3 protein-coding genes are annotated in these 2,998 nt (G+C 66.6%); 2 read left to right on the top strand and 1 reads right to left on the bottom strand.

Annotated elements, in window-relative coordinates:
- Nucleotides 1-133: 133 nt before the first annotated feature.
- Entirely contained in the window at nt 134-316 is a 183-nt protein-coding gene (locus RB628_RS40100; protein WP_318325580.1) for a helix-turn-helix transcriptional regulator, read from the bottom strand.
- A gap of 1,116 nt (nt 317-1,432) precedes the next feature.
- Between RB628_RS40100 and RB628_RS40095 the strand changes: the two genes are divergently transcribed.
- Nucleotides 1,433-2,146 (top strand): class I SAM-dependent methyltransferase, encoded by a 714-nt coding sequence (locus RB628_RS40095; protein ID WP_318325579.1) that lies wholly within the window; start codon nt 1,433-1,435, stop codon nt 2,144-2,146.
- Nucleotides 2,147-2,253: 107 nt separating this feature from the next.
- A complete protein-coding gene (locus RB628_RS40090) occupies nt 2,254-2,982 on the top strand; it encodes a hypothetical protein (RefSeq protein ID WP_318325578.1) in 729 nt (242 codons plus the stop codon).
- The last annotated feature ends 16 nt before the right edge of the window (nt 2,983-2,998 follow it).

The following is a 2,998-nucleotide window of genomic DNA, read 5'->3' as shown; positions in this document are numbered from 1 at the left end:
CCGAGCACTGGGGTACTCGGCATGCCACCACCGGCAAGACCATCTGGGCTGAGCAGTCGCTTTCAGCGATCTCAATCACCTAGTCGTCCAGCATGTCCGCCAACAGCTCGACCGGCCTGACCCACAGTGGGTGTCATAGTCCGATGGTGATGGCGAGTCTGGTGAGTTCTGCGGTGGTATGGATGTTCATTTTGGTGCGGATGCGACGGAGGTAGGCGTCGACGGTGTGTCTGGACAGCCCCATCTGGCGTGCTGTTTGCAGGTAGGTGTGGCCTGAGGCGATGTGGCCCAGGGTTTCAAGTTCACGCGGGGTCATAGCGGGATTGTCGGGGTCAGTGTGGGCCGTGGTTGCTGTGAGGTTCATGGATTTCCAATACCTAATTGCTACCTTTTATCCCCTTTTAGATAGATTGCCTGGGTGGCGTCATGGCTGTGTCCGTGGGTTGTCACAGGTGCGTCACAGGCCTCTTTGGCTGGTGCGGTACCCGTGTGTGTATCGGTTCGAAGAATCGGCGGTCGGCCTGCTACCCACCCCGGACATCCTCTCCGGACAAGATCAGGACACTGTCCGGACTGCGTCCGAGGCCGCGACGGACACGTCGTTGACCTGTCCGGCAACCGGCCAGCGGGTCCGGATAGCCGTCGGCCATCGACGCCGATCAGCTCGCCGCCGTCCTCCTCACTGACTCGTTCGTAGACCGCCTCCTCGACGCCATGGCCGTACGGGACGCTGCGGGTTCGTCAGGTGCGGTGTTATGACGTCTCGTGATGCACTGTTGAATCGCGGCTTCGAGAGCGGCTTCCCGGTCTGCCGCAGAGGCGGCGGTGATGATCGTGGCGTCCAGGTCGATGACGATCCAGCCGGCCAGGCGCTTCCCCGCGACGACCAGCCAGGGGATGGCCGCCGGGCCGCAGATGCAGCGACCGCACATGACGGCGTACCCGCCGACGCGCCCGTCCGATCTTGGCAAGGGCCGCCTCGTCCAGCACGGCCGGGGTGCGACGGGCGGTGGTCGGAGGCGGCTGTACCGAACAACGGCCGGTGGTGCAGCTGCGGTTGCTCGGCCTCCAGCAGGTTCGTCGCGCCGAGCGCGATGGCCACTGCGAGATGGACGACGACCTGGGCCCGATCCCGCCAGCCGCCTCCTGCCCTACTCGGCAGCACCTTCGCCAGCGCACCGGCCAGCCCCACCCGTGACCACGGCAGGCGGGACGGTACCTCCTGCAGTACGGGTGCGGCGGTCACGGTGAGCGTGGTCCGCAGGCTGGGTAAGTCCGCGCACGCGAGCAGGGGTACGGCCCCGCGTGCCCGACCTGTCGACGGTCAGGCGGTTCCCCACGATCTGCATGATCAGCGTCATGTAATTCCCCACCCCTGCGATCACGACTCCCCATGGGGACAGCGAATCCGTCGGTGTGCACTCGGCAGGCCATGACCGGCCTCTACGCTGATCCGATGCGCCAGCCCGCCGCAGAGCCGTACTGGAACACCAACGTTGCCCGGCACCCGGGCATCCTCCGGTCTGTTCCCGAGGGGTGCGGCGATGCCCTGGACGTTGGCTGCGGGGACGGGCTGCTGGCACGGAAGCTTGCCGGGCGGGCGAAACACGTCACCGGGATCGACAAGTCGCCGGACATGATCGCCAGCGCACGTGAGCTTGCTGCCGGCCATCCGCAACTCACCTTCGTCGAGGGAGACTTCCTCACGGCGGAACTTCCCCGTGCGGAGTACGACTTCGTCTGCTCGGTGACCACGATCCATCACATGGACTTCGAGGCGGCCCTCGTCCGCATGCGTGAGCTGCTGCGGCCTGGCGGCACGCTGGTGGTGGTCGGTCTGGCCCGCGAGGCGAGCGTGACGGAGTGGGCGGCGTTGATCGCGGCTGCCCCGATCGTGCGGATCATGAAGGTACTGCGTCGCGCGCGTGGCCCGCAGGGCATGCCGGTCGCCGACCCGCAGATGAGCTATGGGCAGGTGCGGGCTGCTGCCCGGCGTGCGCTACCGCCGGCATGTGCTGCGCCGGTACTCGCTGACCTGGGAGAAACCCGCCCGCTGATCCGGCGGCGATGGAGATTTTCACCATCTGGGGCGGTTTGGGTGTCATGCGATCCTCTATGGCGGTTCCTCCCTATTGACCATGGGTAGCGCGGAGTCCGGGACCGAGGGACCTGGTCGTCGCGGAGCTGTCCGTGTTCCTCGCCCGTGGTTCGGCAGGCCGATGGGCAGCCCGGATGGCAAGGAGAACGTTCGTCGTGGTCGACATCACCGAGATCTACGTCCACTGGTACGCGGGCCGCTCGAAGAGCGCACTCGCCGCGTCCTTGGGGGTGGACCGCAAGACGGTCAGGAAGTACCTGGCGCCGGCGGAGGCGTCCGGGATCACCCCGGGCGGGCCGCCGATGACCGAGGCCGACTGGGCCGGGCTGATCGAGGGGTGGTTCCCCGGTCTCGTCGACCGGAAACTGCGGCAGGTCACCTGGTCCGACATCGACCAACACCGCGACTACATCAAGGAGTTGCTGGGGACGGTGACGGTTTCCACGATCCACCAGCGGCTGCGGGACGAGCACAAACTGAAGGTGTCGGTCTCCTCGTTCCGCCGCTGGGTGCATGCCACACTGCCCGACGAGGTGAGCCGCTCACAGGTCACCGTCCTGCGCGACGAGGTCGAGCCGGGCGAGGAGGCCCAGATCGACTACGGATTCCTGGGCCAGTGGACCAACCCCCGCACCGGCAAACGGCACCGCGTCTGGGCGTTCGTGATGGTGCTGCCCTGCTCACGGCACATGTTCGTCCGCCCGGTCCTGAACCTGGACCAGCACGCGTGGACCGAGGCGCACGTCGCGGCCTTCCGCTACTTCGACGGCGTCCCGCGCCGTCTGGTGCCCGACAACCTGAAGACCGGCGTCGACAAGCCCGACCTCTACGACCCGAAAATCAACCCATCCGCTACGGCCAACCACCCATCCAACTGCGGCTGATCCACGAGAACAGCAC

The sequence above is a fragment of the Streptomyces sp. ADMS genome (assembly GCF_033441795.1).
In the GTDB taxonomy this organism is placed as follows: domain Bacteria; phylum Actinomycetota; class Actinomycetes; order Streptomycetales; family Streptomycetaceae; genus Streptomyces.
The sequence above is the reverse complement of the archived record's forward strand: the minus strand, read 5'-3'. Positions and strand labels throughout refer to the sequence as shown.

Bases quoted from the DNA above. Each gene is read 5' to 3' on its own strand.
- RB628_RS40100 (WP_318325580.1), bottom strand. From the start codon at position 316: ATGACCCCGCGTGAACTTGAAACCCTGGGCCACATCGCCTCAGGCCAC.
- RB628_RS40095 (WP_318325579.1), top strand. From the start codon at position 1,433: ATGACCGGCCTCTACGCTGATCCGATGCGCCAGCCCGCCGCAGAGCCG.